The organism is Dyella sp. SYSU CM1112, assembly GCF_058216415.1.
Genome location: NZ_JBZEGI010000013.1, coordinates 90441 through 115849, shown reverse-complemented (window position 1 = coordinate 115849; position 25409 = coordinate 90441). Strand labels below are relative to the sequence as shown.

Genomic DNA, 25409 nt, shown 5'->3' with positions numbered 1-25409 from the left:
CCAGGTTATTGGATATGACTGCATATGGATCATTCACACGGGACCATGTCTCTTCACGTCGGCTAGACGATGCCAACGCAGACTCCGCGTTTCGACGGTGATGCTTTTTGCTAGGACGCCAAGGCGGTTTTCCCCTTCGGCGGCAGCGGCGCTTCGGATGAAGCTGTCGCGTGCGGCTCTTGCACGTAGGGCGAGAACGCAAAGGGATACACCATCGATGTGATCATCGCTTCGGATAGCGCGCCATACATGTTGAACGCGGTGCTCATCCACCATTGCGCGGGTGCAGCCAACATGGCGAAGAAGGCAAACGGCGCTACCGGGCCGCAAGGCGCAAAAGCCTCAAAGGGTGCGAACTGGGTGTCGAAGTCGTAGGGCGAGATGCTCATGGATGGTCTCCTGATCGGTATGCAGCGGTTATTCCACCGTGGGTGGCTGCGTGAGGTGTCGCCACGCTTGCGTTGTGTGTGCGGCGATCGTGGCTTCTTCATCGGTAGCCATGACGCGGGTGCGCGATGATGCGTATGTTTTGAGCGTGCTGTCGCCGGAAGCGCGCGCGGTAGAGCGAGTCACTGCGCCCATGTTTTCGATGAATCCGCACGGCATCACGCGCAGCGACGGGTCATCCTGCGCAGGCGACGCGAACGTGCTGTACGAGGAACCGGTATTGAGCGCCGGCAGTGCCTTGGACATGCTCAGGCCCCCTTCGCCAATGGGGCATGGGCAACCTGCGCCAGCAATACGCCGACGGCGCAGGATGCCAACCGCACGCGCGGTGTATCGGCACGGCTGGTGAGGATGATCGGCACCTGCGCACCCATCACCACGCCGGCTGCATCGGCGCCGCCGAGAAAGGTCAGCTGCTTGGCGAGCATGTTGCCCGATTCCAGGTCCGGCACGACCAGGATGTCGGCGATACCGGCCACGTCTGACGCAATACCCTTCTCACGCGCGGCAAGCACGCTGACGGCATTATCGAAAGCCAGCGGTCCATCCACGATGCCACCGGTGATCTGTCCGCGTTCGGCCATCTTGCATAAGGCTGCGGCGTCCACGGTGGAAGGGATCGCTGGATTGACGGTTTCCACTGCCGAGAGCACCGCTACTTTCGGTACGCCAATGCCGAGGACATGGGCGAGATCGATCGCGTTCTGGATGATGTCGCGTTTTTCCGACAAGGTCGGCGCGATATGGATGGCGGCATCGGTCACCAGCAGCCACCGCGCGTAGTCCGGTACGTCCATCAGGTATACGTGGCTCAGCCTTCGATCCGTGCGCAGGCCATCTTCGGCCAGTACGGCATGCATCAGTTCGTCGGTATGCAGCGACCCTTTCATCAGCAGCTGGGCGTCGCCTTGCTTGATCAGCGCGACGGCTTGAGCAGCGGCCGCATGGCTGTGCGGCGCATCGATGACCCGGTACGCCGTGATATCGACGCCGGCGCGCTCGGCCGCTGCCTTGATCTTGGCGGACGGCCCGACAAATATCGGCTCGATCAGACCTGCTCTTGCAGCTTCGACGGCTCCCGCTATCGCATTCTCATCGCAGGGATGCGCGATGGCTGCAGGGATGGCCGGCTTGCCTTTCACCCGCGCGAACAAGGCCTTGAACCGGTGATGGTCGGCAATGCGAATATCCGGCACGTCCATGGGCTGGCAGCGGATTTTTTCGGTCGACGCCTGCACCGTGGCCGTGCCAAGCACCACGTCCACGCCATACTGATTGCGTGCGCAGCAGTGGAAGCTAATGCGATGCCGGCGTGGATCCTTCTCGACCGCCGTGACGATCACTTCCACCGTGTCGCCCACATTCACTGGCGCATGAAAGTGCAGATCCTGAGCGAGATAGATGGTGCCCGGTCCCGGTAGCTGGGTGGCAAGCACGGTGGCGATCAGGGAACTGCTCCACATGCCATGCATGGCCAGTTGGTGATCGGGCACAGTGTCGCCGGGAGCGGCATCCAGCAGATCGGCGGATCCGGATAACGCCGAAAATAGTTCCACATCCCGATCCGTCAGCGTGCGCTGCATGCGCGCGCTATCGCCGACAGCGATGTCGTCGAAGGTGTGGTTCTCGATGCAGACGGTCTGCGCGCGGGGGGTTGTGTCGTTCATGCGTTCAATACATATGCTGGCCGCCATTCATGGCGACGTTGCTGCCGGTCATGTACGCCGCGGCATCGCTGCAGATGAAAGCCACCAGTGCGGCGACTTCATCCGGATGCCCCAGGCGCCCCACTGGAATGAGCGGAATGATCTTCGACGCCAGCACTTCCTTGGGCACGGCCGCCAGCATGTGCGTATCGATGTAGCCGGGGGATACGGTGTTCACCGTGATGCCGTGGCGCGCCACTTCGAGCGCCAACGATTCGGTAAAGCCATGAACACCCGCCTTGCTCGCCGAGTAATTGCACTGCCCGAACTGGCCCTTGGTGCCATTGATCGAACTGATATTGACGATGCGTCCCCAGCCACGCTGAATCATGCCGTCGCAGAATTGCCTGGTGATGTTGAACATGGAGTCGAGGTTGGTATGCAAGACCACTTCCCAGTCATCCCGGCTCATCTTCACCAGTCGCGTGTCACGCGTGATGCCGGCGTTGTTGATCAGCACGTCGACCTGGTAGCCGTCCTTGGCGATGGCGTCGGCCATCCGCTCGCAGGATGAAAAGTCGGCGACATCCGCCGCATAGGCGTTGAAGCGATAGCCTTGCTCCTGCTGTTCCTGCAGCCACGCCTCGACGTGATGGTTGCAGGGCGAATGCGTGACGAGCACGCTATGGTTCGCGTCATGCAAAGCCCTGGCAATCGCTGCGCCGATGCCGCCCATGCCACCCGTCACCAAGGCGACGCGCTCATTGGCCATGACTGGGTCCCGTCCCACTGTTATTGAACAGTTTGAAGAAGTCGCCGAGCATCACATTAAACGGCTTCGTGTTTTCCAGGCCACCCATGGCTTTGCTGGTTTCGCGCTGCCACAGCAGGAATGCATCCTGCAAACCCGTCAGGAATTTGGTCTGATTGGTGACAGCTGCTTGCGCAGCCAATTGGGTGTCGCCCACGCGTTGCTGCAGCAGCCGCAGCACGGTGTCGCCAGGAATCGCCGCCAGCGACTGCCAGTCATCGCCGAGCGACAGCTTGTCGATCTCCTGCTGCGTTTCGGACACGCTCTCGTCGACCGCGTGCTCGCAGGCATCGAGCCAGCGCTGGCCGCACTCTTTCAGTAGCTTGTTGGTCCGCAGGGCAAATTGCAGATTGGCTTTGTACAACTCGAAGGGAAGATCGGATTGGATGGTCATAACGGTTTCCTCATGCATGCGTGTCCTTGCGGCGAATCATCACGCCCTCATCGACGTGATGCCGGGCCCGCGCAAACGGCTGCGCAGGCAAATCACTTCTCCAGACCGTCGTACCCCGGCGCTGCCACGCAAGCTGATCGATGACGGCAGCGGGAAAGTCACGGGCTGACAAAAACACTCCGACGGCCAGAGCTTCACGTTGTCACGGCCGGCCAGCCGACGCGTTGACGCAGGTCAAGCAGAACGCGGGCGGGGTGCCGCGCAAATGCCGGGACTGAGCACCTAGCCGCGAAAGATGTCGAACGGCTCCACGCGAAGCACTTTGCGGATGCTGATGTAGCCGGATACGGCGGCGATGAGGATCACCATGATCAACGCCAGCCCGAGATTGGTCATGGTGATCTGCGCGGCGTAATCCGGCAGACGGACACGCGCCACGCTGATCATCAACGCACATAAGCCAGTGCCCAGGCCATAGCCGGTGAGGCCGGTGAAAGTGACCTGGAACAGGATCATGTAGGTCAATTCGTAGCTCTTGGCGCCGATCGCCTTCAGCGCGCCGAATTTATCCAGGTTTTCCAGCACGAAGGTGTAGAAGGTCTGCGCGGAGATCGACAAGCCGACAATGAAGCTGATGATCGTCATCAGCATGATGTTGGTGCCGATGCCAGTCTGGTACTTGTAGAAGCTGGCGATGCGCTGCTTGAACTCATCCTGGGTTTCCGCGCGATAACCCAGGGCCGCAACCTCTCGCTTGATCGAGGGAATCGCGGCAAGGTCGGTCGGTTCAGCCAGAATGTAGGAGGTCGTGAAACGCGGATTGGGGATGTATTCGATGGCGCGCTGGTAGGTGGTGTAGAGCGTGGGGATGCCAAACAGCCCGAAAGCATTGACCTTGGCAATGCCCACGATCACCCCGCGATGGTCATTAAGCTCGAACTCGGTGCCGATGGCCGGATTTTCCAGCTTGCCGTACTCGGCATCGTCCACCACGATGAAGGCGTTCTCCGCGTAGATGTCCTGGATGTCGCCTTTTTCCAGGGGAGGCCGGCCGAGCAGGCTGGTATCGTCCAGCCCCATCACGGTCACGGCCTGGTATGTACCGTCCTTCAATTTGACCTGCGCGCCGCCCGAGTAAAGCGGCACGGCATAGCGCACGCCACGCATGCTGCGCACTGCATCCAATAAATAATCCGGCATGGGAATGCTGCTGGCTACGGTCTGCACGGCAGGATCCATGATCCATAGCGTCGCGCCGACATTGGTGACGGTGGAAGCCGAGCGCGCGAGCACGCCCGCAAATAGCGAGGTCATCTGTACCATCAGGAATACGGCGAAGGTAATGCCGAGCAGTAGCGCGGAAAATTTGCCGCGATCATTCACCAACAGCTTGTAGGCCAGCTTGAGAATGCCCGCGTAACTCATGGACGTCGCTCCGCCTGCACCGGCCGCTCGGCGACGGGCGATGCGCTGTCTCCGTTGGGCTCGCGCCACCAGCCGCCGCCCACCGCCACATACAGCGCGACGGTGTCCTGATAGCGCTGCACCAAAGCCTGCACATAGGCGATCTCGGATTGCCGGTATTGCGCATCCGCGGTCAGTACATCGACGTAATTGGCCAGACCGGCGGCGTAGTTGGCCTGTATCAGATGCAGGGCTTCGCTGGCGTCGCGGCGCGCTTCATCGTTGGCTTGCAGCGCCTCGGCATCGTGCTGCAGCGCCTTGAGCACATCGGCGACCTGCTGGAATGCGGACAGCACCACGCCGTGGTAACTGGCCAGCGCCGCCTTGTACGCCTCGATCGACGCCTTGCGATTGAACCAGCGCGAACCGCCCTGGAATAGGGGTGACTGAATGCTGGCGTCGGTGCTCCAGAAGCGATTCTTGTCCTGGCCCAGGGCACCGGTGGTGTTGGCGGCGGCACCATAGTCGCCGCCAAGCGTAATGCTCGGAAACAAGGCAGCGGTCGCTACGCCGATAGCCGCGCTGGCCTGATGCAGCTGTGCTTCCGCTACCAGGATATCCGGGCGCTGGCGCACCAGATCGGAAGGCAGGCTGACCGGCAAGCTCGCGGGCAGGTGCAGGCTGACGAACGTTATGTCCGGCAGTCGTGTTTCGCCGGGTGTTTTGCCCAGCAAGGTATGCAGCAGGTGGTCGGCTTGATCGCGCTTCAATGCCAGCGATGCCAGCAACGCGATATCGGACGCGCGCGCGCTGCTCAGGCTCAAGCGGTCGGCATACGCTTCCGATCCGCCGCGTATGCGCGCATCCACCAAGTCAAGCTGCTGTGTCTGCAACGAGATCAGTTGATGCACGATGTCGATCTCGTCTGCATACGCTTGTCGTGCCAAGGCGGTATTGACGACGTTGCCGGTCAAGCTGAGGTAAGCGCCCTGCATGGTGTAGCGCTGCACATCCACTTGGGCGCGCAGGCCCTCGACGGTACGTCGTTCGCCGCCAAAGGCATCCAGCACATAGCTGACGGTCGTGCTCAGTGTGAAGACATTGAAAATGCCACCTATGCCACTGAGGCCGCGGGCACCCAGGGTCGCGGGCGAAACACGCTGGCGTGCGGCATCGACACCGCCGCTCACTTGGGGGAAGAAAATCCCCTGCCCTGCGCGCAGGCTGGCCTGGCTTTCACGCAAGCTGGCCTGTGCCGCCTGCAAGCTCGGATTGCCTGCCGCCGCTTCCGCCACCAATGCATCGATCGCAGGCGAGCCGAAGCGATGCCACCACGCAGCGTCCGGTTCACTGCCGAAGGCGACATGCTGGGTCTGCCCGATCGCGCTGAGATAGCCGGGCAAGTCGTTTTTTGGCAGGTAACGCGCTGCAGGTGGTGCGGCGGGAGGATGAAAATCCGGACCCACCGCGCATGCAGCCAGCGCCGTCACCGCCACGGCGGCAGCGATGCTATTTCGTGCCCACGTAGACATCGACCTGCTGCCCCGGATAGATGGCGACGCCGGCCGGCTTCTTGAAACGGAAGATCACCGGCAGCACGCGCAGGTCCACCCGTTCAAGCCGCTGATCGGACAATTCGATCTTTGGCGTGACATAGGGCTGGATACGCACGAATTCGAGTGGAATTTTTACGCTGGAGCCGCGCAGCGACATCTCGGCGCGCATGCGAGTGGCGGGAGGCAGGCGCCCAACGAGGATCTCGTCGATGAAGCAGCGCACCGACAGATAACCCTGGGACTCGCCCATGACCACGACCGGATCGTAGCCCTGCGTATAAGCGTCGTAGGTACCTTGCGCCGAGACATAGCTGCCCGAAGCCGCATTGATGGCGAGCACGATGCCATCGGCCGGTGCGCGCAGCGTGAACTTCTGCAGCAGCGCGTAAGAGGATTGATAGGCCTGGTCGAGCGCGTTGTATTGCGCTTCCTGATTGTGGATGTCGTACACCCATGCGCCGGCCTTGGTCAGCGCATATTGCCGTCGCGCATAATCCAGGCTGGCACGCGCCACTTGCAGCGCGTCGCGCGCGCTATCCAGGGCATCCTTGCTGACCGAACGCGGATCGATACGGAACGAGTGCTGCTGTTTCTCGTACGCGTCGCTGGCGGTTTGTACGGCGGCTTCTCCTTGCCTCACCTGTGCAGCGGCAACATCCAGGGTTTCCTTGCGCGGTTCGGCACGCAACTCCTGCAACTGTGCAAACGCGGCCTCGGCCTGGTGCTTTTGCTGCGCCGTCACTGCCTGCTGCACCGAGTCGTCGACCAGCACCAGCGGTTGCCCGGCCGTCACGCGATCGCCTTCGTGGGCATAAATGCGTGTGATGCGGCCTGACACATCCGGATAGATGGCAATGTTCTCGCCGCTACCCTGAAAGCTTTCCACGATGCCGTTCGTGTAGATGCCGCCTGCATACGGATTGGTCGGCGGATTGAAGACCGGCGGAAGCGGCGGCTTCTGCATGCCGTAGAGGTAGGCGCTGATCACGGCGAATACCACGCCCAGGGCCGCCACGCCGAAAATGATCTGGTTTTTCATGCGGCGGCCTTCGCGTTGTCGGTCACGCGCCCGTCTTCCATGTGCATGATGCGATCGGCGAACTCGAAGATACGCGCGTCATGCGTCACGATCAGGATGCAGCGCTGGGCATTGAGCACGTGTTCGCGCACGAACTGCACGATCATGCGCCCGGTATCGCCATCCAGCGAGGCCGTGGGCTCGTCGAAAATCAGCAATTCGGGATTGCCGACCAAAGCACGCGCAATCGCCACGCGTTGTTGCTCACCGCCACTGAGCTTGACCGGTGGCAGGCTCGCGCGATTCTTCAGGCCGACGATGTCGAGCGCCTGTTCGCCTTTGACCACGGCCTCATCCCAGGCCTCCCGGCGCAGCACCAGCGGAATGGCGACGTTCTCGGCCGTGGTCAGGCGCGGAAACAGGTGATAGTCCTGAAAAACGAAACCAATCGTCCGCAATCGAAAATCGGCCAACGCATCGGCTTTCATGTCCCAGAGATTCGCGCCCTTGACCATGACCGTGCCCGAGGTGGGACGCAGGATGCCGGAGATCATGCTGAGCAGCGTCGTTTTGCCACTGCCGGACGGCCCCACGATAAGGAGCATTTCGCCATAGCGAGCTTCGAACGAGGCACCGCGCACGGCCAAGGTAGCGGTGTCGCCCTGGCCGAACGATTTCGTCAGATCAGTTGCTTGGATGGCGACGTTTTCCATGCGCCGACTCTAGAGAGCCGTCGCGCCACTGCGATTGAGAAAAATCAATTAAATCGTCACGCCATCTGCTGCAAGGCACCCTACGCTGTCGTATGCTTTCCAGGTTTGCTGGATGCGCGTATTCGGGGGACGAGGTTTCTTAATGGCTATCTCACCGGGCTCTGTGCCACCGCCGACCCAGCCGATGCACCTGCTGGTGGTCGACGACGATGCCGAGATCGCCCGAATCCTCCACCGTTATTTCAGTTCGCATGGTTTCCGCGTCAGCGTTGCCGGCGATGGCATCGAGATGCGGCGCATCCTCGCCACGGAGACGATCAACGTGGTCATGCTCGACCTTGGGCTCCCCGGCGAGGATGGTTTCAGCTTGACCCGGCACCTGCGTGAGCACTGGCATGGGCCGGTCATCATCGTCACCGGTCGCGGCGAATCGGTGGATCGCGTCGTCGGACTGGAACTCGGTGCAGACGATTACGTCACCAAGCCGTTCGACCTGCGTGAACTGCTGGCGCGCGTACGCAGCGTGCTGCGCCGTACTGTGCCAACGGGCAAGACGCCGCCTTCGCCATCCGAACCGTCCCGGCGATTTGCCTTCGATGGTTATGTGCTCGATCTGCCCTCGCACAGCTTGCAAGGTCCACAGGGCGAACCGATTGCGCTGACCAGCGGCGAGTTCGCGCTGCTGCGCGTGCTGGTGGAGCACGCCAATCAGGTGCTGACCCGCGATCAGTTGATGACGCATATCCACGGCCGCGACGCCGGACCGTTCGATCGTTCCATCGATGTGCAGATCGGGCGTCTGCGGCGCAAGATTGAAATCGACCCTGCGCAACCCCTGCGCATCAAGTCGATCCGCGGCACTGGCTATCTTTTCTCTCCGCAGGTGCAACGCGTATGAGCGGCGACATGTTGTCCAAGCACGCACCGGATGCCAGCCTGTTCCGGTCGCTGTTCGAAACCGCGCCCGATGCGATGATCGTGGTGGATCTGCGCGGCGTGATCGTATTGGCAAACGCCCATGCGGAACGCCTGTTCGGCTACGGCGAAGGCATGCTGACCGGCATGCCGGTGGAAGCCTTGCTGCCCGAAGCAGTACGGCAGGCGCATATCTCGCACCGCACGAACTACATGTCCAATCCACGCGTGCGCCCGATGGGTGCCGGTTACGAGCTGACCGGCGTGCGCGCAGACGGGCAATCGTTTCCGGTAGAAATCGGTCTCAGCCCGGTCGCGGCCTCCGTCGGCACGCTTTACGCCGCTTCGATTCGCGATATCTCCGAAACACAGCGCGCACGGCAAGCCCTGGAGCGCGCGCGCTTCGACGCAGCGGTGGCGCAGATCAGCCGGCGTCTGCTGGAAGCCACGCATGACGAAAAAGCCATCCGCGAGATACCGGACCTGGTGACTTTCACGCTTGGCATTCCCGCGGCGGCGATCGTACTGATCGATCCGCATCACGCGACCGGCCTGCACGTTCCCGCATCGGTCGGCCTGTCCGAGGATATGCTCGACTGTTTGTCGACCCGCGCCAGTTTGCAAGCCATGACGCCCCACGCGGTTGCCGAGGCCGATGTGCAGGCGCCGCTGCAGGGAATGGCGATCAGCGGCCTGCGCGAAGCCTGCCCAGGCTTGGCGGATGGCTTTGACGATGCTGCCATCGTGCCACTGCCGGACCGGCGTGGGCCGATGGGCTTGTTGCTTGCGCTTTCACACGAGCGCGGCAACTTCGATCGGGACCGGCTGCAATTCCTGCAATCGGTCGCCAATATCCTGGCGGCATCCATTCAGCGCGGGCGTAGCGAAGAACAGCTCGCGCATGCGCAGCGCCTGGATGCGCTGGGCCAGCTTACCGGTGGCATCGCGCACGATTTCAACAATCTGCTCACGGTGATCTCCGGCAACCTGCAATTGCTGGAGGCTGAAACACCACGCGATCCCGCGACCCGCGAAACGCTGGAAAGCGCGTCGCGCGCGGTCGATCGCGGTGCTGCGCTTACTCGCAAACTGCTGGCGTTTTCGCGGCGCCAGCATCTGCTGCCGCGCGCGGTACGCTCGGTGCAACTGCTGGCGGATTTGAGTGACATGCTCGGGCGCACGCTCGGCGAGCGCATCACCGTGACGGCGGAATGCTCCAACGACGTGCCCTCTGTTTTTGCAGATCCGGGCGAGCTGGAAGCCGCGCTGATCAATCTTGCGCTGAATGCGCGTGACGCCATGCCGCGCGGCGGACGCCTGTCCATCACGGCACGTCCTTATCAGGCAACAAGCAGCAACAGCGATGCCCGGCTCGCGCCGGGCGCCTACGTTGTCTTTGTCGTATCGGATACCGGCGTGGGAATGCGTCCGGAAACGCTGGCTCATGTGCTGGAACCCTTTTTCTCCACCAAGGGACCGGGCAAGGGAAGCGGACTCGGGCTCAGCATGGTCTACGGCTTTGTGAAGCAATCCGGCGGCCACCTGAATATCGACAGCCAGGAAGGACGCGGCACGCGCGTGGAGTTATACCTGCCTGTCGCCGCCCATGCCGCCAATGACGAGATGGCGGCAACCATCTCACGCAAAGGCCATGAAACCGTGCTGGTGGTGGAGGACGAGGCGGAGGTGCGGCGTGTGGCCGTGGCATTCCTGCGTTCGCTTGGCTACGTGCCGTTCGAAGCGGCGAACGGAAAAGCCGCACTCGAATGCTTGTCGCAGCATCCGAACATCGATCTGCTGTTTTCGGACGTCGTCCTGGGCGACGACATGACCGGCTTCGAATTGGCAGCCGAGGCGCGTGAGCACTATCCGCATCTGCCGGTGCTCTTCACGTCGGGCTATGAATACGCCTCGCTGGATATCGATACGTCCGCCTTCGGCACGTTTGAGTTGCTGCGCAAGCCCTATCGGCGCGAGCAGCTGGGCATTTCGATCCGGCGCGTGCTTGACCGGGATTCATCCTGACGCCGCTATGCGGAACGTGGGGTATATCAGCTATCCCGCCGCTTGCCCTGCGTCGCTCGACGTTTCAATTCACCGTCGCGCCGGAACCTGCCATCGCGCGCAGGCCCTCCACGTTCAGCACTTGCACTTCACGACGCTGCACGGTGATGTAGTTCATGTCATGCAGTCGCGATAAAGCGCGGCTCACCGTTTCATGTTTCAAGGCCAGGAAGCTGGCCATGTCGATGCGGCTCATGCGCAAGATGAAATGCTTGGCGCTATAGCCCATCCGCGCGTACCGCGCGGCAACGTCAAGCAGAAACGCGGCGACGCGGCGCTCGGCGGCCAGGGTCCCCAGCATCAGCATCCATGACCGGTCGCAACGGATTTCCGCGGCCAGCGCGGCGGTGAAGTGCGACTGCAGTTCAGGCAGATGCAGGCAGGCGCGCAGGACGGCCGGATAAGGAAGTTCCCAGGCTTCGCTGTCTTCCAGCGCAATTACGTCGCTGGAATAGGTTTTCAGGCCGATCGACTCTACGCCGATCAGATCGCCGCGCATGCGGAAGCCGGTGACTTGCTCGCGACCATCGTCGGCCAGCTCGCAGGTCTTGTACGAACCGGCATGGACCAGGTAGATCGCCTGGAACGGCTGGCCGGCGTGGTAAATACCCTGGCCGGCGGCGTGCTTGCAGCGGCGTACCGGGACGTGCTGGCGCAGTGCTTCGATGTCGATGCCCATGCCGTCGGTGTGGGCCAGTGCCAGTGAAGCATAGGGCTTGGCGGTAGGTGCGGCGCGGACGGCGGATGCTAGCGCTGTCATGTTCGTTCCCCGAGACGCAGCCTCCGTCGACTGCAGGGTTCACTCTACGGGTGGCGCGTAACGCCAGTAGTTCGCGCCGGCAACCGTTTGTAACGGTTTGTAACGGCGGCCCGATGCGTACGCCGGGCTTGATGCGCGTCAAGCTTGCAGGTGCCGGTGCTGCCTAGCATTGGCGGCGTCTTCACGATGGGAGATCGTCATGCGCGCTGCCGATATCGGGACATCCCGCGTCATCCAGTTGAACGAACTGTGCGGCATCCACGAGGCAGCCTCGACCATGCGCCAGCATGATGTGGGCTGCGTGGTGGTGGTGAAAAATACCGTAGCGGGCACCGTACCTACCGGCATCGTGACCGACCGCGATCTCACCATTCGCCTGCTCGGCCAGATAACCGACAACACGGTCGACACCGACGGTCAGGAGAAAACCTTGCGCGACATTCAGTCGCTGCCGTTGGCCACCTGCCGCGCCGATGCCACTGTCGACGAACTGATCAGCATCATGCTCGGCAGCCATGTGCGACGCGTGCCGATCGTCGACGACGAAGGGCAGCTTGCCGGCATCGTCTGCCTGGATGATGTCGTGGCGGCGCTGGCCGAGTTGATGCATCGGGTCTCGCAGGCGCTGACCGGCGAGCGGGCAATCGATCGGTAAGGCATCTTTCGTGTATTCGCTTTCTCGCATGCACGCCCGGGAGTGCTTTCGGACCAGGCGGGCGTTGCAGCCGTTTTCCTGCACCGTTTGCGTTCCATACGCGATGGCTTCGCCCCTGCCCGCTCTTGCGAGCAAGAGCGGGCGTCAATGTTGAAAGCATTCAGCCCGGCTAATGCGCAAGCAATACTGGCAACCGCGCGTACTCAAGCACATGACGCGTCGTACCACCCAGAAGCAGCTCGCCGATGCGCGAGTGTCCCCATGCGCCCATCACCAACAGGTTTGCATGCATCGCATAGGCATGGCCGAGCAAGGCTTCACCGACATGTGCGGAAGCAGGAAAGTCGCGTGCCGTTTGCAGGCTGACACCCTGTCGTTTCAGCCAGTCGCGGACCGGCAACGGCGGTGGCGCGAGACCGGGCAGTTCGTCGCGCGAACCGTCGACGAGGCACACCATTTCCGCTTCGCGGAGAAAGGGCAACGCCGCGCGCAAAGCGCGCATCGATTCCTGCGTACTGTTCCAGGCCACCAGGATGCGTTCCAACCGGTGTGGCACTTCCCGTTTAGGCGGCACCAACAACATCGGCGACGCCGATGAAAACAGCACACGCGTGATGTCATCCATGCCTACGGGCAGACCATCCTCCCGGCTGGGTAGGCGACTCACGGTCACGTCAGCCATGCATGAGCGGCGCGCTAGCGTCGGCACATAGATACCGCGGATGACTTCCCATACACCCTCGACAGCATGCCTGCTGCGTATTTCCGTCCACCACGCCTCACGCTCCTTCGCTTCCTTCTCTTCGCTTTCCAACACCTGCACGACGTCGGGGATCGCCAACGTCGACGGCACCACCTCGACGATATGAAGTCCGGTCAGGAACGCGTGGTGCCGGCTTGCGAGCGCCATGCCCATCTGCACGGCGGAATCGTCATCGCGCATGTTCTCGACGTTCACGAGCAGCTCGAACATAAGCGTCACCTTGAGGGTTATGCAACATGATCGTGTACCTCTCTGCGCACCGCATTGATCTGCATCAATCGAGATGATGTCGATCGACAGGCGATGGCGATTCCCGTTGGAGTTGATCGCGGTCAAGTGGCGCCGGGGCGTAGGTGGCTAAAACATGCGTCACGTCCTGCGACATTGCCCATTCCTGCGAGGTCCACGTCATGACTCCGACCACCAAGCAACCGCCCGTTTCCGACACTTTTTCCGTCACCGCATTGGAAGGCGATCATTGGATCGAATCCCTGCGCGACGGTACGCGCGTGCTGGTTCGTCCGCTCCGCGCCAGCGACCGGGCTTTGGAAGAAGCATTTATTCGCAGCCTCTCTCCCGAAGCCAGGCGCTTTCGCTTTCTCGGCGATTTCAAGGAGCCGAGCAAGGCGTTAATCGATCAGCTGATGCATGTGGATTACGTCCATGACATGGCCTTTGTGGCCTTGGCGCACGATAACGGACATCTGCGCGAGGTCGGCATCAGCCGTTATTCGGCAAGCAAAGACGGCAAGCAGTGTGAATGTGCTGTCACGGTGGCGGATGACTGGCGTCACCGTGGGCTCGCCGTGCTGCTTATGCAGCACCTGATCGATATGGCGCGCAAGCAAAAATTCACCCGGATGTTCTCGATGGATGACGTAAGCAATGAGGGCATGCGCGAGCTGGCGCATTTCCTTGGATTCAAGATCGAGCCGCACCCCGAAGATCCCAAGACGATGATCTATTCGCTGGCGCTGTGACATAGGCGACGGCTATTTGCAGGAGAACGCTCATGCTTGCCGACGAATCGCACGATGTATCCGTTTCCCGCGCACCACACGACGCGCGTTCCACGCAGCGTTTTCACGACGTGCTTGGGCTTGGAACCTCTACCGGCCCGTGGAGCCCTGCCTTGCTCGCTGCGATCGAGCTGGCCGCCGGCTGGCGTGGCAATGTCACCGGCTGCTACGTGCCGAGCGGCTTGCGCGAACAACGCCCGTATGATGCTGACCCCACGGTCATGAGCCTGCTTGCCGAAGTGGAGAAGGAAAACATCGACGACGCCGTCGCTTTCCAGACCTTTGCCAAACATCGCGGCGCGCACCATGCCGCGTGGACCGTCACCCGCACAGCCATTGCACCTACGCTGCGCAAGCTGGGCGCATGGCATGATCTGGCCATACTTGAACGTGACATGGTGAACGAAGCACATGTGTTCGATGTGCTGGGCGAAGCCATGCTCAGTTGCCGCATCCCCTGCATCATCCTGCCGCCGCACTGGGACGAAGCACTGAAGTTCGATCGGATCGTGATAGCGTGGAACGGCACATTTGAAGCCACCCACGCCTTGCACAGTGCGCTGCCGCTGATCCAGCTCGCCCGCGAAGTGGTACTGATCAACGGCGAAATCCATACGCCTTACGATAATCAGGTCGGCGTGACGGAACCGGATCCGATCGTGTACCTCATGCACCATGGCGTTGCCGCCCGGCCGCATTACATCCGCGTGACGGCCGAGGAAGCTGGCGGTGCGTTATTGCAGAAAGCCCGTGACATACGCGCCGATCTGCTGGTGATGGGCGCGTATGGGCATTCGCGCATTCGCGAGCGTGTCTTGGGCGGCGCCACGCGCCATGTGCTGGCGCACGCTGACATGCCGTTATTCATGCAGCACTGAATAGGGGTGATAGCGGCGGATGGTCGGCCGGCCGCTTCGCCGTACGCGCAGGCACACATCCTTCTTCGCATCCGCTGCCGACGGCGGTGCTTTACAAACCCAATAAGGACCCTACGGAAACATCCGCCATATCGGCATGCTTTGAAACCGAGGTGGACCGTTCGGCATGCAACCAGCGTAGCCACTCACTCAGCACGATAAGCGTCCAGATCGCACGGGCGTGGTCGCTGCTGCGTGCCTGATGTTCGGCGAACAGATCCATGGCGGCCCGGGTATCGATGCCCGCTTCGGCGAGCGCGCTGCCGGAAAGATGATCGTGCGCCCATTCCTGCAGCGGTCCGCGCAGCCAGGATGCGAGCGGCACCGATAGACCGCGTTTGCGTCGCGTAATCACGGCCTTGGGCAGATATTGCATGGCGTATTGCTTGAGAAACACTTTGGTGGTGAATCCCTTCACGCGCGCTTCCACCGGCAACGTTGCCGCGAATTCGATCACCGCCTGATCGAGGAACGGCGCGCGGATTTCCACGCCGTGCAACATGCCGCCGCGATCGGCCTTGGCCATCAGCGCATCCGGCAGCGAGTGCCCGAAATCGTAACGCTGGATGGTATCGATCAGGCGTGAGGCATCGTGCGCGGTGTCATCCAGCGGCGACGGCACCCCAAGGCGGCTCAGCCAGGCCGGTGGAATGCTTGCCGTCCACAGCAGGTGACGCGCCAGGCCGTCGAGCTCCTGCCCGCGGATGAAACGCTTCAACAGAAACGAGAGCGTGACCTTCTTGTCGCTGGTCGGCAGCGCCTCGATCAGGCGCTGACACAAGCCTTTCACCGCAGGGGGCAGATGGGCGTAGTGACTGGCCCAGCGAGCGCCCAGATAGGTGGGATAGCCGCCGAACAATTCATCCGCACCTTCGCCGGCAAGCAGCGTGCGTACATCCTGCGAGGCACGCTGGGTGACCAGCGAAAGCGGAATCCACGCCGGATCGGCCAGCGGCTCGCCGGTGCTTTCGACCAGGCGGCGCAGCATGCCTGGGAAATCCTGGGCCGACACATTGACCTGCACGAAATCGCAACCGAGATCGCGGGCAAGTTGCGCAGCGTCATGCCCCTCATCGAACGACGCTTCGGAAAAACGGATGCAGTACGCGGAAAGTTTTTTCTCCGGCCGCACACGGCGGGCCACTGCGGTCATCAACGCGGAATCGATGCCGCCACTGAGCAAGACGCCGTAGTCGACGTCGATGTCGCTCTGCCGCCGCACCGCCTCGCGAAAAACAGGATCGAAAGATGCGATCGACGGTGTGGACGTCGCTTTCGCTTGCGGAAAATCCCAGTAACGCAGATGACGTATGCCGCCCGGCTCGACCACGATCATTTCGCCAGGGCAAACCTTATGGATGTGTTGCAGAAGACTGCCCGGCGCCGCGCAATAGCCCGAACGCAGGTAGCCGGCGAGAGCGGCGGCATCAAGCTGCAGATCGGGCTTGCAGGCCTTGACCAGCGCGGCAAGCTCCGAGGCGAAGTAGACGTTCTGGCCCATCACCGCGTAGTAAAGGTGACGTTCGCCCGCGCGGTCGCGCGCCAGGATCAAGCGCTGGTGGCGTTCATCCCATAGCGCCAGCGCAAACACGCCCTGCACGTGCTGCAGAAAATCCAGGCCTTTCTCGAGATACAGCGGCGCGAGTACGGCGATATCCGTGCTATGCACGATCTCGTGCCCGGCTTCGGCGAGGGAACGGCGTAATTCGCGGTGATTGTCGATCTCGCCGTTACAGGCGACGACCACGCCGGCTTCGTATTCGAGCAGCGGCGGCTGATGCTGATCCACCCCGCGAATGGCCAGGCGATTGGTCGCGATGGCCAGGTTGGGACGCGATACGAATGCATCGCCGTGCGGTCCCCGATGCGCGAGTGCCCGCAGCATCTGTCTCGATGTTTGCTCCAGGTGGGGAAGCGGATGACCTGCATCCCGACTCAAGAGACCGCAAATTCCACACATCTAGGCACAACCTTCCGGTAGGGATGAGGACGCATTCCATCCATTTTACTGGCAGGCACGACCGGCCATCTCGTCCGTGTGCCGACGCCGTGGCGGTCAGGCAAGGAGGACGGTCGGCCTGTCGTGTCGGCAGCATGCGAACCGGACCGGCCGGTCGCGGCGCATGACGGAGCGCACGCTGCCGGGGCGGCGTGCGGGAATCAGCATCCTGGGAGTCCGGACCTGACTCAGATCTGGACCTGCTCCAGCGTATTGTGCCGCCATGTCCCCAACTTGACGACCCGCTGGGCGGAACATCGGCTCAAGACAGGCGCCAGCGTCTCCGCTTTGATATAGGGGCTGATCACGACCAGCGACGACCCGGCAGTGCGCAGCGCATGGCAAAGGGCGTCCGCACCCTTGGGAGCAAGCCAGGGGATGCCGTAGACCGGCTTGCCCAGATAAAGGCGCAGCCCCCAGGGCGTGGCCTCTTCGATGGTGTAATCCAGCGCGGTGCTCTCGACAAAGATCACCGCCTGATAAGCCTCTGGCTGGGTGATCGCGCTCAGTTCCCGCGCCGCCAGGCGATTGTCGCGCGAGGTATGCCAGCCATAGGCGATGGCCCCTTTCAGTATCAGCAGCGTCACGATCCACGCCGCCAGGGCCAACCGCTGCCCGGGTTTGCTGAGGTCGATCCGGCTGCGCAAGTCAAACGCCAGCCATAACGACAGCGGCAGGAACAGCGGCAGCAAATACAACGGCAGGCGCGACTGCGCCAGGCAGAACACCACGAATGGAACGAGAAACCACAGCACCAGGAACCATTCGACGGCGTGATCGTTTTTCCACGCCTTCCACTGATCCGCCGAGGCGCAGTTGCGCAAGCTACGCCCTAGGCTGGGCCACCAGGGCAAGGTGCCCAGCAATAGAGTCGGTACATAGATTCTGATCCAACCGAAAAAACCGGCATTGCGATGCTGGGCTGCCGTGAACAGGCGGTTGTAGACCTCCTGATGGAGGAAGTAGTGCAGCAAGCCGGGATAACGCGCGATGACCACGATGTACCAGGAGCCGCCGATGAGCAGGAACAGCAGAATGCCCAGCCAGGGGACATAACGGCCCAGTCCGCGCCAGCCATCGCGGCTGACGATAAAGGGGATCACGGCCAATAGCGGAATCAGCCCCGGTGGCCCCTTGGTGAGAAAAGCCAGTCCCCAGCCCAGCCACATCAACAGCACGAAGCGGCGGCGGTGCCGTTCGTTTTCATCGAACGCCGCACATAGGAAACCCAGCATCGCAATGGCTTCGCACAATGTGAGGAAGGCATCCGTACTGATGATGTTGCCGGCGACGAACGGAGCGAGCGAGCAACCGTAGATCAGCGCGGGAAGCCACGCCTTTTCCGGCATCAACCGCTTGCCCATCGCATACAGCGCCAGCAATGTCAGCAGGAACGCCAGGCCATACGGAATACGCGCCGCCCAGGTATTGCGGCCAAAAACTTTGAAAGATGCCGCAATGATCCAATACGTGGTCGGCGGCTTGGAGAAGTTGACCTCGTCCGGGCTGTAGGCGGGTGCCAGATAGTTGCCCGAATCCAGCATTTGCAGCGCCGCCACCGTATAGCGCCCCTCGTCCGGACTCCATAAGCCACGCGAACCCTGGAAGGCGAAGCCGAGGATCAGCCCGAAGAGGATCAGGGCAAGCAAAGACCAGCGTGTTGCCAATGGGGAGTCGGGCCGCAAGCGGCTCTGCTTGATACGGTCATGAAGCATGTGGAATCCCGGAGAAGAAACGCGCCCTGGATGAGAGAAGCCGGGCATGCATGGAGGGCGATGATCTACACACCCGCTGCACAGCGCAATCCACTTGCGCGCCGCGGCAAGAGTGTGCTGGCTTTCGCTTGCCCGCTTTGCACAGCCGATCCTGGCCTCACTTCAGCAGAATCCCGGATCACCTGGCAGCCCGGCATGCTGCGGAGTGCGCGCGGCGGTCGCATCGGCAGAGCGTTGCTGCTTGACCGGTGCCTGCGTCGCCCCACATACATCGGGAAATGCGTCGGCGATACGCAATGCGGCGTCAGCCGCCGAGATGTCATGCGTCAGCAACGGGCTGTTGCGGGTTCCCAACGGCCCATAGATGTTCGCGTCGGTCACCGAAAACATGCCGACAGTAGGCACCTGCGATGCAACGGCAAGATGCATCACGCCACAATCGGCACTGATCATCAGATCGATCGCGGCCATCACCGCGCTCATGCGGCGAATGCTGCTGGAGTAATAGCTTGGCCATTGCGCGCCGAGCATTGACCGACCATGCATCGGTACAATTTCCATGATGTCGCAATGGGGTGCGCGCTCGCGCAAGCTGCCGATGAATGCCGTCCACCATTCCGGTGAATAACGTTTGCGGCCGGTGGCGTCAGCGAAAATACCGATGGTGTGGGAGCCGCGTTGCGGCGCCTCGGCGAATAACTCCCTTACGAGAGCCTTTCCGCATAAACGCTCAGCTTCGGTCAGGCGGATATCCATGACGGGAAACGCCGCATGCGCCTGCATCGCCGGAGGCAAGCCATGCCTGACCAACGCCACCGGCCGCTTTGCCATGTGTGCCGGCGCCTTGGACGCCGGCACGGCGTGCGTCAAGCCTTGCGCCCGCGGATAGGCATAACCGAGCTTGTAGCGACCCTTGAATACTCTGGTGAGTGCACGACTGAAACCGGAGCCCATGCAAGGATCGATGATCAGGTCGTAATTCGTCTTGCGAATACGAAAGATCAACGACAGGAAGCGAATCGGGCGCTTAAAGCCGCGACGCGGCAAGCCATAAACGTTTTTGACGCTGAAGAACGTGGCAAAGATATCCGCCGCCAGCGAACCTTCCGCGACAATGTCGATTTCCGCCCCTTTATACAGACGCTCCAGTTCAGTAATGAGCGGCGTCATCAACAGCATATTGCCCAGCCGATGATTCGGCCGGCAAATCAGGATACGGTAGATCCCATTCCGCGGAACGCCGTCGGAATGAAGGGCGGCGATAGCAAGGTTCAAGAAAACACCTGACGGGATTGGACTGCGTAATGGCGATTCGGGTGAGCGAGAGGCATGCAATCCCTTCACATCACCCGGCAGCACATCCTTGGCGGCGCATGCCAGCAAGTGTGGATGCACAAACTTAGCTCACTCTTACCAGGACGTTACAAGTTTGTAATCCGATGAAAAACGCCGTTTTTCGTGCATTATTCTTTCAGGTAACCGTACCTGCATGACGACTTCCGCTAAAAGAGTGATCGCGCAAGAAGAGATCTTTCCTGCACGAACTCATGAATAGTCATGGCTGCGGGCAAAAGTTTTGAAGCGTATTCGGCACTTGTCGTGATGAGCACGGTCGAACCGCCCACACGCGGCGTGCCGCTCCATCCAGGCAAGAGGGGAACTGCTCTGAACGTTCTTATCGTGGAAGACTCCGCACGTCTGCGCGACTCGTTGGAGCGTGGCCTGAAATCGGCAGGATTCACCGTGGATGTCGCTGCAAATGGCAGCGTCGCCACTCAGCATCTGGATACTTACGAATACGATCTCGTTATCCTGGATCTGGGGCTGCCCGGCATCGACGGCTTGTCTGTACTCCGCCACCTCCAGGGACGCGCCCTGCGCCCACGTGTGCTGGTATTGTCGGCACGCGACCAGACTTCCGACCGCGTCGACGCGCTCAATCGAGGCGCTGACGATTACATGGTCAAGCCCTTTTCGTTCGATGAACTGTTAGCGCGACTGCATGCATTGGCACGGCGCTCGAAGGATGCGCAGCTACCGCAATTGATGATCGGTTCACTTTGCCTTGATCCTGTGACGCGAGCCGTCCATGTGAATGACCATCTGCTGTCGCTGACGCCAAGGGAGTTCGCGTTGCTCGAATTGCTGATGCGGCATCGCGGCAGGACGTTTTCGCGCAGCGAAATTCTCGATCGCCTGGCCGGCAGTGAATCGCAAGTGTCCGATCGCAGTGTGGAAGTACTCGTCTTCGGCCTGCGGCGCAAGCTCGAACAAGCCGGGCAAGGCGATTTGGTGCAGACGCGGCGCGGCTTTGGTTATCTGATCCCGAAGAACTGACGGCCATGCGCATAGGCAAGACGGAAAAGGGTATGTCACTGCGGTTTCGCATCACCCTGCTGCTGATCGCCGCAATCGTGCTTGTGCTTGGTACCGCCACACTGATCATCGACGAACGGGTCGACAACGAAGTAGCGCAACGCGCAGATACCAACCTGTTCGAACGCGCCCAGGCGCTCGCCGATATTTTCACCACCGAAAGCAAAGCGCGATCGCTTCATTTTCCTTCTTACCGGATTCCGTCGTTCCTGTCGGATGACGGCACGGTGTACTTTCATATCGACTGTCGCGGCGAACATGTGGTGTCGTCCAACGAAGCATCAACGCTCGCCTGGCCGAAACTCCCGCACGGGCAATCCGTCGCCTTTGCCGATATCGCCGACCGGCAAGGCCTGGACCTGCGCGCCGTGGCGATGCGGTTTTCGCCGGAGTCCCATTTCAGCCAGGGTTTGACTCAGGACCCCGTCGAACGTCCGGTAGCTACCGCGTCGGCCTGTTTGCTTGGCCTGGCCGTGGACCGCAGCGAGGTACTCGACTTCCAGCGCTCCATGGACAAGATTGAATTCGGATGCGTGGTGCTCGGCTTCCTGGTGGTCGCCGTGCTGACCCCATGGCTGGTGATGCGCGGCTTGCGCCCCCTCTCCGGACTGGCTGATGCCATGGACAAGATCGGGCCGGATACACCAAGCATGCGACTGCAGAGAACCCCTATTCGCGAGCTCGCTCCGCTCAGCACGCGATTCAATGAAGTGTTGTCGCGCATGGAGCAAGGCCTGCTGCGTGAACGACAGTTCGCCAGCGGCGTTGCGCATGAACTACGCACTCCCCTGGCTGAACTGCGTACGGCAATCGAGGTGGAACAGCGTTTTCCCGGCGGGCGCGACATCGCAACCTTGCTCGCCGAGATAGGCGATATCGGTCTGGAATTGGAGCACATCGTCACGGCGCTGCTGATGCTTACGCGTATCGAGGCAGGTATCGAGCAGATCACTCTGCAGCCGGTCGATGTCACCGCCCTCACTTATAAAGTGATCGGACGGCAGCAGTACCGCATGGCGGAACGAAAATTGGTGCTGCATGCCGATATCGACCCTGGCATCAGCTGGATCGCCGACGTGACGTTGCTGGATGTCGTATTCGGTAATCTGCTGAGCAATGCATTTGCGTATGCTCCATCCGGCAGCACGGTTATCCTTCGGTGTTCGCCACAGATCTGGTCCGTTACGAACCAGGCGCCGGATCTTACCGTGCAAGACCTTGCACGCATGAAGCAGCGGTTCTGGCGCAAGGGCAAGGATGCCGGCGTGCACACCGGCCTGGGACTGGCGCTCGCCGCGTCCGCCGCGCATGCGCAGTCACTGCGCCTGGAACTGTCGTTGCAAGGTCAGGATCTGCAAGTGAGCATCCGTTCCTGATGGGGGGTGGTGTGCGCGGCTTCGCATCACTCAACGCCAGCTCATGCGACGCAGTGTGTCGTCCCGATAGACGAAGTGATGCAGCAGCGCAGCGGCGGCATGCACACCGATAACGCCATAGAAGACATTGCCGATAAGCGCGTGAATATCCTCAATACGGTGTCCGAGGGTACGGTTCGGCGCCACCAGCGAAAATGACCCGCCCGTTCCTGGCAGCGTGAGCACATGGCCGCCAAAGTTATAAGCAAGCATGCCGAGCATGGGCTGCACCAGCACGAACACATACAGCGCCGCATGCACGAATTGGCTCAGCCACACCATCACTGCATGTCCCGGCAATGGATCGGGAGCGCGGTGGCGCAGACGCCATCCCAGCCTGATGACGGAAACGCACCAAAGCAGCGTGCCCGCCCAGGCATGCGTATTCATCCAGAAGTTGCGATACGGATCACCGTGCGGCCCCCGCAGCTCAATCGCCAGATAAGCCAGTGCAATCAATAGCACGCTTATCCAGTGCAGGCTGATTGCGGCACGATCGTAACGTACGGGCGATTTCCCAGCTTGATGCATAGCGGCGTCCTTGGTTTTCAAGCGAGCAAGACTGCCATACGACCACTTTGCAGCAGCTTAGCTGGAGACCGTCAGCACCAACGCATGGGCTGTAAACTTCGAACTGGCTTAGCAACGCGTAAAGTTTTCGCTGTCTTTCGACCACGATCCTTGATACTTCAACCAAGCAACGACGTTGACCTCACATATCTGCCATCCCGCGTGCAAATCCTTTGTAGTGACACACCTGCATTCTGCGTGAACGATGCCAGCGGCAGATGGACCATCAAGGCAATCCTGGAAGCACCCATTTGATGCGATAACGCCGTCAGGATTTCTTCGACGTAAACGAAGTGCACCAGCCTTTCGCATTGACTGCTTTGCCCGGGAACAGCTGGCAAGGACCATAGCCCGCCTCCGGGCCGGCATAGAACTGGCAATTTGCACAGCTGCTTCCCGGCTTGTACAGACCGTTCTTCGATGTGTTCGCGTCTTCGACATAGTCCATGGCCTTGGCCGTGGGATCTGTCGTTGTCAGGTGCGGCAGATCGGAGGCGCGTGCACGTACCGAAAAGCCACCCAGGCAAGCTGTCACTGCCGTCACCGCAGTCCACGTGAGAAACCGGCGACGTGATGGGTCCTGCTCGTCGCAATATGTCATGACGCTCTCCTTCTCTGTCAGGTCTTGATGAACGCCGCCGCGCTGGCGTGCGCTTTGATGCGACTACCGTACGGCTTTCACCCATCCATTATTTGATTTGGATCAAACGAATTCCTCACAAGCAGTGCAGTCTGTCCCTCGCTCGCTGCGTGGCCGATGCGGCCTGGTTCCGCCACACGGGGAGGCCGCCAATCACTCCGATGGAATCAGCAGGCGAGGGGGAAATACGATGGATATCGACATTACATGCAAGCGCACGCTGCACGGATCCTGGCTAAGCGCCGTGCTGGCGTTCGTTATCGGCGTTCTTGCAATCATGCTCCTGCTCTTTCCCGAGCAGAGCCGTGCGGTGCCTGCTTTTGCGCGACAAACGCATCAACCGTGCAGCGCTTGCCACATCGGCGGCTTCGGGCCGCAGCTCACGGCATTTGGGCGTCAGTTCAAACTGCTCGGCTATACCCTGAAAGTCGGCAATGACACCAAGGTGCCGCTCTCGCTGATGCTGATCGAGTCGTACACACATACGGCGAAAGCACAGACATCGCCGCCGGCAAACGGTTTCTCGACCAATGACAACACGGAACTGCAGCAAGCTTCGCTGTTTCTGGCGGGGCGCATTACCGATCACCTTGGCGTGCTGGCACAAGCCACCTATTCGCAGAATGGTGGCCTGCTCGGGTGGGACAACAGCGATCTGCGTTACGCGCGCTCGTTCACGCTTGCCGGGCATCCCGCACTGTGGGGTATCTCCGTCAACAACAATCCCAGCGTGACCGACGTCTTCAACACATCGCCAGCCTGGCAATTTCCTTATGCCTCGCCTGATCTGGCGCCCGGTGCGCCAGCAGCACCCATTCTGATGGGGGGTCTTGCCCAACAGGTGATCGGCGTCAACGCCTATACGCAGTTCAACAATGCCTGGTATGTGGAAACCGGCGTGTATCGTTCGCTTTCACCGGCGTTCCTGCGCGACGTCAATGCTGATTTCAGCGGGCGCCTGTCCGGCGTATCGCCGTATGCACGCGTGGCCTACACCTGGAACCTGCCGACCGGAAATGTCGAAGTCGGTGGCTTTCTGTTCGACACCGCACGCGGCCTGGCAGGCACCAATGCTGCCGGCAATGCGGTGGCCCTCGGCGGACCTACCGATACATTCCGCGACATCGGCGCGGACGCAAGCTATCAGTTCATCAACGGCGGCGACCACATCATTACCGCCAACGCGCTATTCCTCACCGAGCAGCAGACACTGGACGCCACCTACGGGAGCGGCGGCTCCTCTAACCTGCACGACAACTTGCATGCCCTCAACGTCAATGCCAGCTATTGGTACAAGAACACCTGGGGGGTCACGCTGGGTGGTTTCACCAATGACGGCAGCAAAGATCTGCTGCTCTACGGCAACAATGGCAGTCCCAATACCGACGGCGGCGTGGTCGAGCTGAACTGGAATCCGTTCGGGCAAGCCAGCTCATGGGCACAACCCTATGCGAACGTGCGGTTCGGTCTGCAGTACACCTGGTATACGCGCTTCAGTGGGCTGGTACACAACATCGATGGCGCAGGCAGAAATGCATCGGACAACGACACGCTGTATTTCTACGCGTGGATGGCGTTTTGAGTCACGCCCCTGATGGCCGGTGCGCGCCGC

At 61.1% G+C, this 25409-nt stretch carries 24 protein-coding genes; 8 read left to right on the top strand and 16 right to left on the bottom strand.

What is annotated here, in order from left to right; genetic code table 11:
* Positions 1-110 precede the first annotated feature (110 nt).
* From AC4HNJ_RS17230 to AC4HNJ_RS17190, 9 genes are all read right to left on the bottom strand, one after another.
* A complete protein-coding gene (locus AC4HNJ_RS17230; protein ID WP_490480836.1) occupies positions 111-389 on the bottom strand; it encodes a hypothetical protein in 279 nt (92 codons plus the stop codon).
* Positions 390-417: 28 nt separating this feature from the next.
* The gene (locus AC4HNJ_RS17225) at positions 418-693 is read right to left on the bottom strand and encodes a hypothetical protein (RefSeq protein ID WP_490480835.1); all 276 of its coding nucleotides are present in this window, start codon (positions 691-693) and stop codon (positions 418-420) included.
* A 2-nt stretch (positions 694-695) separates the two neighbouring features.
* Positions 696-2114, bottom strand: coding sequence for a bifunctional enoyl-CoA hydratase/phosphate acetyltransferase (locus AC4HNJ_RS17220; RefSeq protein WP_490480834.1), 1419 nt, complete (start codon positions 2112-2114; stop codon positions 696-698).
* A gap of 4 nt (positions 2115-2118) precedes the next feature.
* Positions 2119-2865 (bottom strand): acetoacetyl-CoA reductase, encoded by a 747-nt coding sequence (gene phbB / locus AC4HNJ_RS17215; protein ID WP_490480833.1) that lies wholly within the window; start codon positions 2863-2865, stop codon positions 2119-2121.
* Complete coding sequence (locus AC4HNJ_RS17210) at positions 2855-3298, bottom strand: phasin family protein (RefSeq protein ID WP_490480832.1); 444 nt, start codon at positions 3296-3298, stop codon at positions 2855-2857. Before AC4HNJ_RS17210 ends, phbB begins: the two co-directional genes overlap by 11 nt.
* Positions 3299-3580: 282 nt before the next feature.
* A complete protein-coding gene (locus AC4HNJ_RS17205) occupies positions 3581-4723 on the bottom strand; it encodes an ABC transporter permease (protein WP_490480831.1) in 1143 nt (380 codons plus the stop codon).
* Positions 4720-6234 (bottom strand): efflux transporter outer membrane subunit, encoded by a 1515-nt coding sequence (locus tag AC4HNJ_RS17200; protein ID WP_490480830.1) that lies wholly within the window; start codon positions 6232-6234, stop codon positions 4720-4722. The genes AC4HNJ_RS17205 and AC4HNJ_RS17200 overlap by 4 nt, the downstream gene beginning before the upstream one ends.
* A complete protein-coding gene (locus tag AC4HNJ_RS17195; protein WP_490480829.1) occupies positions 6212-7297 on the bottom strand; it encodes an HlyD family secretion protein in 1086 nt (361 codons plus the stop codon). Before AC4HNJ_RS17195 ends, AC4HNJ_RS17200 begins: the two co-directional genes overlap by 23 nt.
* On the bottom strand, positions 7294-7989 hold the full coding sequence (locus AC4HNJ_RS17190; protein WP_490480828.1) for an ABC transporter ATP-binding protein: 696 nt from the start codon (positions 7987-7989) through the stop codon (positions 7294-7296). Before AC4HNJ_RS17190 ends, AC4HNJ_RS17195 begins: the two co-directional genes overlap by 4 nt.
* A gap of 142 nt (positions 7990-8131) precedes the next feature.
* On the opposite strand from AC4HNJ_RS17190, the gene AC4HNJ_RS17185 reads away from it, so the two are divergent.
* Together AC4HNJ_RS17185 and AC4HNJ_RS17180 are read left to right on the top strand one after the other, a co-directional pair.
* Complete coding sequence (locus AC4HNJ_RS17185; protein ID WP_490480827.1) at positions 8132-8887, top strand: response regulator; 756 nt, start codon at positions 8132-8134, stop codon at positions 8885-8887.
* An 8-nt stretch (positions 8888-8895) separates the two neighbouring features.
* Positions 8896-10929 carry a PAS domain S-box protein gene (locus AC4HNJ_RS17180; protein WP_490480826.1) on the top strand — a complete coding sequence of 678 codons (2034 nt, stop codon included), beginning with the start codon at positions 8896-8898 and terminating at the stop codon, positions 10927-10929.
* A 64-nt stretch (positions 10930-10993) separates the two neighbouring features.
* Here the strand turns inward: AC4HNJ_RS17180 and AC4HNJ_RS17175 are convergent, their stop codons facing one another.
* Positions 10994-11728: a Crp/Fnr family transcriptional regulator gene (locus AC4HNJ_RS17175; protein WP_490480825.1), complete on the bottom strand. Its 735-nt coding sequence runs from the start codon at positions 11726-11728 to the stop codon at positions 10994-10996.
* 199 nt (positions 11729-11927) lie between these two features.
* Here AC4HNJ_RS17175 and AC4HNJ_RS17170 point away from each other — a divergent pair, with 199 nt between their 5' ends.
* Positions 11928-12383: a CBS domain-containing protein gene (locus AC4HNJ_RS17170; RefSeq protein WP_490480824.1), complete on the top strand. Its 456-nt coding sequence runs from the start codon at positions 11928-11930 to the stop codon at positions 12381-12383.
* A 169-nt stretch (positions 12384-12552) separates the two neighbouring features.
* Here AC4HNJ_RS17170 and AC4HNJ_RS17165 read toward each other — a convergent pair whose 3' ends face one another.
* Positions 12553-13356 (bottom strand): universal stress protein, encoded by an 804-nt coding sequence (locus AC4HNJ_RS17165; protein WP_490480823.1) that lies wholly within the window; start codon positions 13354-13356, stop codon positions 12553-12555.
* A gap of 200 nt (positions 13357-13556) precedes the next feature.
* Between AC4HNJ_RS17165 and AC4HNJ_RS17160 the strand changes: the two genes are divergently transcribed.
* Complete coding sequence (locus AC4HNJ_RS17160) at positions 13557-14126, top strand: GNAT family N-acetyltransferase (protein WP_490480822.1); 570 nt, start codon at positions 13557-13559, stop codon at positions 14124-14126.
* A 32-nt stretch (positions 14127-14158) separates the two neighbouring features.
* Positions 14159-15043 carry a universal stress protein gene (locus tag AC4HNJ_RS17155; RefSeq protein ID WP_490480821.1) on the top strand — a complete coding sequence of 295 codons (885 nt, stop codon included), beginning with the start codon at positions 14159-14161 and terminating at the stop codon, positions 15041-15043.
* A gap of 91 nt (positions 15044-15134) precedes the next feature.
* Here the strand turns inward: AC4HNJ_RS17155 and asnB are convergent, their stop codons facing one another.
* From asnB to AC4HNJ_RS17140, 3 genes are all read right to left on the bottom strand, one after another.
* Positions 15135-17042, bottom strand: a complete 1908-nt coding sequence (gene asnB / locus AC4HNJ_RS17150; RefSeq protein ID WP_490480820.1) for an asparagine synthase (glutamine-hydrolyzing) — start codon at positions 17040-17042, stop codon at positions 15135-15137.
* 227 nt (positions 17043-17269) lie between these two features.
* Positions 17270-18796 (bottom strand): ArnT family glycosyltransferase, encoded by a 1527-nt coding sequence (locus tag AC4HNJ_RS17145; protein WP_490480819.1) that lies wholly within the window; start codon positions 18794-18796, stop codon positions 17270-17272.
* 162 nt (positions 18797-18958) lie between these two features.
* Positions 18959-20071, bottom strand: a complete 1113-nt coding sequence (locus AC4HNJ_RS17140; RefSeq protein ID WP_490480818.1) for a glycosyltransferase family 9 protein — start codon at positions 20069-20071, stop codon at positions 18959-18961.
* A gap of 282 nt (positions 20072-20353) precedes the next feature.
* Between AC4HNJ_RS17140 and AC4HNJ_RS17135 the strand changes: the two genes are divergently transcribed.
* Together AC4HNJ_RS17135 and AC4HNJ_RS17130 are read left to right on the top strand one after the other, a co-directional pair.
* Positions 20354-21133, top strand: coding sequence for a response regulator transcription factor (locus tag AC4HNJ_RS17135; RefSeq protein ID WP_490480817.1), 780 nt, complete (start codon positions 20354-20356; stop codon positions 21131-21133).
* Between the two features lie 32 nt (positions 21134-21165).
* The gene (locus AC4HNJ_RS17130; RefSeq protein ID WP_490480816.1) at positions 21166-22548 is read left to right on the top strand and encodes a sensor histidine kinase; all 1383 of its coding nucleotides are present in this window, start codon (positions 21166-21168) and stop codon (positions 22546-22548) included.
* 30 nt (positions 22549-22578) lie between these two features.
* Here the strand turns inward: AC4HNJ_RS17130 and AC4HNJ_RS17125 are convergent, their stop codons facing one another.
* Positions 22579-23118 (bottom strand): cytochrome b, encoded by a 540-nt coding sequence (locus AC4HNJ_RS17125; RefSeq protein WP_490480815.1) that lies wholly within the window; start codon positions 23116-23118, stop codon positions 22579-22581.
* 307 nt (positions 23119-23425) lie between these two features.
* Complete coding sequence (locus tag AC4HNJ_RS17120) at positions 23426-23758, bottom strand: high-potential iron-sulfur protein (RefSeq protein WP_490480814.1); 333 nt, start codon at positions 23756-23758, stop codon at positions 23426-23428.
* Between the two features lie 229 nt (positions 23759-23987).
* Here AC4HNJ_RS17120 and AC4HNJ_RS17115 point away from each other — a divergent pair, with 229 nt between their 5' ends.
* Complete coding sequence (locus AC4HNJ_RS17115; RefSeq protein WP_490480813.1) at positions 23988-25379, top strand: cytochrome C; 1392 nt, start codon at positions 23988-23990, stop codon at positions 25377-25379.
* The last annotated feature ends 30 nt before the right edge of the window (positions 25380-25409 follow it).

Coding starts and splice junctions, on each gene's coding strand:
- asnB (WP_490480820.1), bottom strand. CDS start 17,042: ATGTGTGGAATTTGCGGTCTCTTGAGTCGGGATGCAGGTCATCCGCTT.
- phbB (WP_490480833.1), bottom strand. CDS start 2,865: ATGGCCAATGAGCGCGTCGCCTTGGTGACGGGTGGCATGGGCGGCATC.
- AC4HNJ_RS17200 (WP_490480830.1), bottom strand. CDS start 6,234: ATGTCTACGTGGGCACGAAATAGCATCGCTGCCGCCGTGGCGGTGACG.
- AC4HNJ_RS17160 (WP_490480822.1), top strand. CDS start 13,557: ATGACTCCGACCACCAAGCAACCGCCCGTTTCCGACACTTTTTCCGTC.
- AC4HNJ_RS17210 (WP_490480832.1), bottom strand. CDS start 3,298: ATGACCATCCAATCCGATCTTCCCTTCGAGTTGTACAAAGCCAATCTG.
- AC4HNJ_RS17220 (WP_490480834.1), bottom strand. CDS start 2,114: ATGAACGACACAACCCCCCGCGCGCAGACCGTCTGCATCGAGAACCAC.
- AC4HNJ_RS17120 (WP_490480814.1), bottom strand. CDS start 23,758: ATGACATATTGCGACGAGCAGGACCCATCACGTCGCCGGTTTCTCACG.
- AC4HNJ_RS17190 (WP_490480828.1), bottom strand. CDS start 7,989: ATGGAAAACGTCGCCATCCAAGCAACTGATCTGACGAAATCGTTCGGC.
- AC4HNJ_RS17205 (WP_490480831.1), bottom strand. CDS start 4,723: ATGAGTTACGCGGGCATTCTCAAGCTGGCCTACAAGCTGTTGGTGAAT.
- AC4HNJ_RS17195 (WP_490480829.1), bottom strand. CDS start 7,297: ATGAAAAACCAGATCATTTTCGGCGTGGCGGCCCTGGGCGTGGTATTC.
- AC4HNJ_RS17155 (WP_490480821.1), top strand. CDS start 14,159: ATGCTTGCCGACGAATCGCACGATGTATCCGTTTCCCGCGCACCACAC.
- AC4HNJ_RS17185 (WP_490480827.1), top strand. CDS start 8,132: ATGGCTATCTCACCGGGCTCTGTGCCACCGCCGACCCAGCCGATGCAC.
- AC4HNJ_RS17145 (WP_490480819.1), bottom strand. CDS start 18,796: ATGCTTCATGACCGTATCAAGCAGAGCCGCTTGCGGCCCGACTCCCCA.
- AC4HNJ_RS17115 (WP_490480813.1), top strand. CDS start 23,988: ATGGATATCGACATTACATGCAAGCGCACGCTGCACGGATCCTGGCTA.
- AC4HNJ_RS17135 (WP_490480817.1), top strand. CDS start 20,354: ATGGCTGCGGGCAAAAGTTTTGAAGCGTATTCGGCACTTGTCGTGATG.
- AC4HNJ_RS17175 (WP_490480825.1), bottom strand. CDS start 11,728: ATGACAGCGCTAGCATCCGCCGTCCGCGCCGCACCTACCGCCAAGCCC.
- AC4HNJ_RS17130 (WP_490480816.1), top strand. CDS start 21,166: ATGTCACTGCGGTTTCGCATCACCCTGCTGCTGATCGCCGCAATCGTG.
- AC4HNJ_RS17125 (WP_490480815.1), bottom strand. CDS start 23,118: ATGCATCAAGCTGGGAAATCGCCCGTACGTTACGATCGTGCCGCAATC.
- AC4HNJ_RS17170 (WP_490480824.1), top strand. CDS start 11,928: ATGCGCGCTGCCGATATCGGGACATCCCGCGTCATCCAGTTGAACGAA.
- AC4HNJ_RS17230 (WP_490480836.1), bottom strand. CDS start 389: ATGAGCATCTCGCCCTACGACTTCGACACCCAGTTCGCACCCTTTGAG.
- AC4HNJ_RS17225 (WP_490480835.1), bottom strand. CDS start 693: ATGTCCAAGGCACTGCCGGCGCTCAATACCGGTTCCTCGTACAGCACG.
- AC4HNJ_RS17180 (WP_490480826.1), top strand. CDS start 8,896: ATGTTGTCCAAGCACGCACCGGATGCCAGCCTGTTCCGGTCGCTGTTC.
- AC4HNJ_RS17165 (WP_490480823.1), bottom strand. CDS start 13,356: ATGTTCGAGCTGCTCGTGAACGTCGAGAACATGCGCGATGACGATTCC.